The sequence below is a fragment of the Schinkia acidoalkalinis genome (assembly GCF_054301215.1).
The window spans coordinates 2,941,501-2,947,500 of record NZ_CP182573.1; the positions used below are offsets into that span (position 1 = coordinate 2,941,501).

Here is a 6,000-nt window from a genome sequence, read left to right on the forward strand (position 1 = left end):
CTATATGTGAAGTAAAATTCCTATATACAACAATTGGTAATCTACTAGTTTTATCAAAAAGAAAGGGCATTAAAAATGATTACAACACCCGCTATACAGCAACTTATAGAAAAAGATGAATTTTACCATTATGCACAGTCTTTGTACAGCACAAATGATTGGTCTAGAATTGGGGCAGAAATTTTGCTGCGTTCAAACCTGGGAAAAGCAGATATGATTTTTATGCAAGCAAAAATTGTTCATAAACTTTTTGAACTAGAAACAAAATCAATCTCTAAAGTTCTGCAAATCTACAACTCTGATGAAAATGCATTAAAAGACCTCTTATTTATAAATATTTTTCCATCAACGATTTTGCATGCTGAATTCCCCGATTTTATAAACAAGATGGCCGTGCAATATGCATCCATCACACAAAAAATTGTCTTCGAAATAGTCAATACCGATTATGTAGAGGATATTGAAACATTAAAAGAAAGAATATACCATTTAAAAGAATTAGGATATTTCATTGCGATTGATGATGTTGGAAAAGGTTGGTCAACACTCGACATGATTATCGAGCTGGAACCGAATTACATAAAGCTTGATCGCTTCTTTTCACGAAATCTGACCAATTCACTACCTAAACAAAGAATGATTAAAGCGCTCATAAACTATGCACACCAATCAAATATTAAAGTGGTTTTAGTAGGAATTGAACAAGAAACGGACTTGTCCATTGCTAAATTTCTAGGTGTTGATATTTGCCAAGGATTTCTACTAGATAAACCGAAGCCAATGTAAGGTGAGCAAAAAAACTCTGTTGAACTATGTTATTGCAGTTCAACGGAGTTTTTTGTTTTTAACTTAACGATAACGGGTGTTTATCAACACCAAAAAGAGTAGAATCCAAGTTTGGTGGTGATAACGAGTGTTTATCAACACTAAAAAGAGTAGAATCCAAGCTTGATGGTGATAACGGGTGTTTATCAACACCAAAAAGAGTAGAATCCAAGTTTGGTGGTAATAACGGGTGTTTATCAACACTAAAAAGAACAAGAACCAAGTTTGGTGGTAATAACGGGTGTTTATCAACACCAAAAAGAGCAAGAACCAAGTTTGGTGGTGATATCGAGCAGATTTACCATCACCAAAAAGTATTAGTACTCATTTGAAAGGAAATATCAGGCTAGGGCCATTCCCCAGCGTAGCGTTATATTCCTTATTTTTCCACATAATAACAACCTTTATGTTTTCCAACAGGTTTATAGCTATTAGTTAGCACTTTTCTTATTGTAGTCCCTGATTTGATTATCTTACACCATTCATAAATAGCAGTAGTGGTTATTTTTTCATTAGGAAATAGAATTTGAAATTCTTTAATGCTCCGTAACACCGCGCCCTCGATATTTTCTCTAAATTCACATTGATTGCATACTATTGTTTTTAGGCTGGAAAATAGATTTAGAGAATGGCAGGATTTACATGAAATCCCCTTTGCAAGTTGCTCAAAAGTATATTCCGGTTTCTTTATAAAAGGCGATTCATCCAAATGATAGGATAATAACTTTTGCGCGAATTGAATATGACTCTCTTTTAATTTCGATTGCTTTAAATGCAAATTCATTTGACTTAAAAAATATTCAATCTGAGTTGGAAAAATGATTGGTGAGTGAAGTGGTGCTTGATATAGGGAAAATCTAGGATTAATAAAGATGAGGTTTGAAACAATGGTGTAGTCATAGCCTAAGTTTTGAAACATCTGTTTTAGGAGGGTCTCACAACGTTCTAATTGATGGATGGGGTTTTTGATTCCTTTTTTTAACTCTTTTTTTCCACCTTTATTTGTTAATAACCACCATTTATTATCGGAATCAATATAATAGTCACCTTCAAAGTTTTTAATATCGAAAAGAAATATACTTTGGGAGGACAGCACCATCGTATCGATTTGGAAATGAGTATTATTAATTTCAAATAATAAATCATTTAATAAAATAAATTCACCTTGTAGTAGTTTGGTCAGAATGTCAAAATTTAGTTCTCCCTGGTATCCTTTTTCAAGTGCCCAATAATGGGTTGATTCATTTTCAGATAAAATCATTCTTGAATTTAAATATCGATAGAGCAGTAATTCCAGTGATTCACTCCGTTCTTTAATGATCATATAAACTCTCCTTTCATATTTGTTTATTCTATTTTAGGAGAATTTAATAGATTATTCAACAAAAAGGGTATTTTATTTGTGTTTTATTACAAAATAGTGCTGTAAACGTTTTGAGCATTATCATCAACATAAAAAGACCACCATTCCTTAGTATGAATAGTGATCTTTTTTCGCAAAATCAAAATAAGTGGTATAAGAAAAAATTATGGTATTTGGCGTCGACGTTTAACTTATTTTGGGAAGCAATATATTTTCAACATGCTTTCAAAAGGGTTTTAATCAACTGGAAATTCATCATTAAGAAAATCATAAGTTTCCTTCATTGTTGCATATGTACCAATGTTTTCTATTTCTTCAATAGGTTGATCGTTGTAATAGTTATAACAAGCGAAATGAGTTAAGCCGGTAAAGCTATCTAGGATCACATATTCATGGTCTTTAATTTCTCTTTCACATACTGGACATTGAATCATAAATATTTCCCCTTCCTTCATTCGATTTATTATATTATAACACGACATTGTTTTTATTGTAAGAATATTTTAAAAATTAACATTATAGGTTGATGAATATTTTGTACATTTCAATTAACACGAAAAAAGGCCACTATTCATTTTCTGAATAGTGGTCTTTGTTTGAAATGATGGAGACTACCGGGATCGAACCGGCGACCTCTTGCATGCCATGCAAGCACTCTCCCAGCTGAGCTAAGCCCCCGCATAAATCTATAAAATTATTTTAATAGCTGAAATTTAAATTGTAAAGCACTAGTCCATGTGTTAAGAAATAATTTTATTATAGATAGAAAGGTAACATTACAAGCCCATGATATTATGCAAGATATCCACAGAAATGAAAAATTACCAACAATACCCACAGGTTATATACAATAATCGTATTCATATTTTAGTTAATTCTGAAAACAAACATACTTATGCACAGGTTATCAACATGATTGATATATTTATCAACAGATTATTACTAGTTGTACACAAATTATGCACATATTTTATATACTGTAAGTGTAAACCGAAAATTCGTATGGTTTCAGAAACAATACAAACAATAACAATCAAAGACGATCATTAGTATGAAAGGGTGCGAATATTTGTTAAAAAATATCGTATTTCTTCTTATATGTAATGTATTAACTTTTGAAATCCATATTCCTTTATCGAGTATGGAAGAAAGGAAAGTTTTAAATCCAAAAGTAATTGATATTGAAACCAGTCCTGTACCTATAATCAATCAATGGGTGACATTAAGACAGCGTTCCACGGGGGAATTACTAATCAAAGTTGATGCAATTAATACGAGAGAAGTTAAGTTTTGGACAGTACCTGTTAAAAACAAGTCTTGGCAAGATTCATGGGACAAAAAGAAATTATTAAGTATCGACCAGGATGGTAGTGACGGTTGGTCTACCATTTTCTTTTATGGGCAAGAAAATTTACTGACCTTTATTGTTGTAGAAGCTATTGGTCATAATGGTCAAACAGATAAAAAACCGTTTTATGTTGTTTACCGTAAATAATGTGTGAGGCACACTCGTTCTTAAATAAAGAAAAGAGGCTAACCACATAAGAAACTTAGTGGTTAAGCCTAATTACTCAACATTGTCATCTGTATTTATTGACTCTTCTTTAGGTATAGGTGTTGCAGCATACTTATCTAAATAATGAAATGAAAAAATTAAAGCCAACAATCCTCCAAAAGGTATTACATAACTAATGATGTTCTTAATCACGGTCTAATTACCTCCCAAACTGATTTTGATTTGTTTGTCTTACCAAACATTTGAGTTTGTAAGTGCTATAGTAATTTATTCATAATTATATGAAAGCGTTACCAAAATATACAAATTATATGCATAGAAATTTCAAAAAAAGTTCACAATTTAATATTGACCACGCTTGATTATGATGTTATATTGGAAAAGTCGCTTTTGCGGCATAGTTTTTTAAGTGTTTTTGAAAATAAAAGAATAAAAGTTGTTGACTTCAGCGTAAACGTTTGTTATGATAAGAAATGTCGCTGAAAGACAGTGGCTAAATGAAATTGAAATGATCTTTGAAAACTAAACAAAATGTCAAGCGTGCAAACAAAGTTGAACTTTTGAGTTCAACACAAGTCAGTTTAATTTTGAGCAATCAAACACTTTTTGGAGAGTTTGATCCTGGCTCAGGACGAACGCTGGCGGCGTGCCTAATACATGCAAGTCGAGCGGATGACGAGGAGCTTGCTCCTCTGATTCAGCGGCGGACGGGTGAGTAACACGTGGGCAACCTGCCTGTAAGACTGGGATAACTTCGGGAAACCGGAGCTAATACCGGATAACTCATGAGACCACATGGTCTTATGATAAAAGATGGTTTCGGCTATCACTTACAGATGGGCCCGCGGCGCATTAGCTAGTTGGTGAGGTAACGGCTCACCAAGGCGACGATGCGTAGCCGACCTGAGAGGGTGATCGGCCACACTGGGACTGAGACACGGCCCAGACTCCTACGGGAGGCAGCAGTAGGGAATCTTCCGCAATGGACGAAAGTCTGACGGAGCAACGCCGCGTGAGCGATGAAGGCCTTCGGGTCGTAAAGCTCTGTTGTTAGGGAAGAACAAGTATCAGTTAACTGCTGGTACCTTGACGGTACCTAACGAGAAAGCCACGGCTAACTACGTGCCAGCAGCCGCGGTAATACGTAGGTGGCAAGCGTTGTCCGGATTTATTGGGCGTAAAGCGCGCGCAGGCGGTTCTTTAAGTCTGATGTGAAAGCCCCCGGCTCAACCGGGGAGGGTCATTGGAAACTGGGGAACTTGAGTGCAGAAGAGAAGAGCGGAATTCCACGTGTAGCGGTGAAATGCGTAGAGATGTGGAGGAACACCAGTGGCGAAGGCGGCTCTTTGGTCTGTAACTGACGCTGAGGCGCGAAAGCGTGGGGAGCAAACAGGATTAGATACCCTGGTAGTCCACGCCGTAAACGATGAGTGCTAAGTGTTGGAGGGTTTCCGCCCTTCAGTGCTGCAGCTAACGCATTAAGCACTCCGCCTGGGGAGTACGGTCGCAAGACTGAAACTCAAAGGAATTGACGGGGGCCCGCACAAGCGGTGGAGCATGTGGTTTAATTCGAAGCAACGCGAAGAACCTTACCAGGTCTTGACATCCTCTGACAATCCTAGAGATAGGACTTTCCCTTCGGGGACAGAGTGACAGGTGGTGCATGGTTGTCGTCAGCTCGTGTCGTGAGATGTTGGGTTAAGTCCCGCAACGAGCGCAACCCTTGTCCTTAGTTGCCAGCATTCAGTTGGGCACTCTAGGGAGACTGCCGGTGACAAACCGGAGGAAGGTGGGGATGACGTCAAATCATCATGCCCCTTATGACCTGGGCTACACACGTGCTACAATGGATGGTACAAAGGGAAGCAAGACCGCGAGGTGGAGCCAATCCCATAAAGCCATTCTCAGTTCGGATTGTAGGCTGCAACTCGCCTACATGAAGCCGGAATCGCTAGTAATCGCGGATCAGCATGCCGCGGTGAATACGTTCCCGGGCCTTGTACACACCGCCCGTCACACCACGAGAGTTTGTAACACCCGAAGTCGGTGGGGTAACCTTTTGGAGCCAGCCGCCTAAGGTGGGACAGATGATTGGGGTGAAGTCGTAACAAGGTAGCCGTATCGGAAGGTGCGGCTGGATCACCTCCTTTCTAAGGAAAATAGAAAAGCGGAAGCGACCGTTTAGCGACGTATAAACTGGAGCGCATCGACTGAGATAAAGGAAACACGACGAACGAAAGTGAGTCGATGTTGACTTATCGTAGGGAGATGAGCGAAGTTTACTAGTCGCTGGGAG

Annotated in this window: 5 protein-coding genes, 1 tRNA gene and 1 rRNA gene; 3 read left to right on the plus strand and 4 right to left on the minus strand. The window is 37.9% G+C overall.

Going from position 1 to position 6,000, the window contains the following annotated elements; translation table 11 throughout:
* Window positions 1-75 precede the first annotated feature (75 nt).
* Window positions 76-786: an EAL domain-containing protein gene (locus tag ACNQFZ_RS14895; protein WP_458412121.1), complete on the plus strand. Its 711-nt coding sequence runs from the start codon at window positions 76-78 to the stop codon at window positions 784-786.
* Window positions 787-1,204: 418 nt separating this feature from the next.
* On the opposite strand, the gene ACNQFZ_RS14900 is transcribed toward ACNQFZ_RS14895, so the two are convergent.
* The 3 genes from ACNQFZ_RS14900 to ACNQFZ_RS14910 form a co-directional block, all read right to left on the minus strand.
* Window positions 1,205-2,149 carry a nuclease-related domain-containing protein gene (locus tag ACNQFZ_RS14900; RefSeq protein ID WP_458412122.1) on the minus strand — a complete coding sequence of 315 codons (945 nt, stop codon included), beginning with the start codon at window positions 2,147-2,149 and terminating at the stop codon, window positions 1,205-1,207.
* Between the two features lie 275 nt (window positions 2,150-2,424).
* A complete protein-coding gene (locus ACNQFZ_RS14905; protein ID WP_458412123.1) occupies window positions 2,425-2,622 on the minus strand; it encodes a hypothetical protein in 198 nt (65 codons plus the stop codon).
* 171 nt (window positions 2,623-2,793) lie between these two features.
* A tRNA-Ala gene (locus ACNQFZ_RS14910) sits at window positions 2,794-2,866 on the minus strand.
* 391 nt (window positions 2,867-3,257) lie between these two features.
* Here ACNQFZ_RS14910 and ACNQFZ_RS14915 point away from each other — a divergent pair.
* Window positions 3,258-3,683: a hypothetical protein gene (locus ACNQFZ_RS14915; protein WP_458412124.1), complete on the plus strand. Its 426-nt coding sequence runs from the start codon at window positions 3,258-3,260 to the stop codon at window positions 3,681-3,683.
* A 72-nt stretch (window positions 3,684-3,755) separates the two neighbouring features.
* On the opposite strand, the gene ACNQFZ_RS14920 is transcribed toward ACNQFZ_RS14915, so the two are convergent.
* Window positions 3,756-3,896 carry a hypothetical protein gene (locus tag ACNQFZ_RS14920; protein WP_458412125.1) on the minus strand — a complete coding sequence of 47 codons (141 nt, stop codon included), beginning with the start codon at window positions 3,894-3,896 and terminating at the stop codon, window positions 3,756-3,758.
* A 411-nt stretch (window positions 3,897-4,307) separates the two neighbouring features.
* On the opposite strand from ACNQFZ_RS14920, the gene ACNQFZ_RS14925 reads away from it, so the two are divergent.
* Window positions 4,308-5,854, plus strand: a 16S ribosomal RNA gene (locus tag ACNQFZ_RS14925).
* Window positions 5,855-6,000 lie beyond the last annotated feature (146 nt).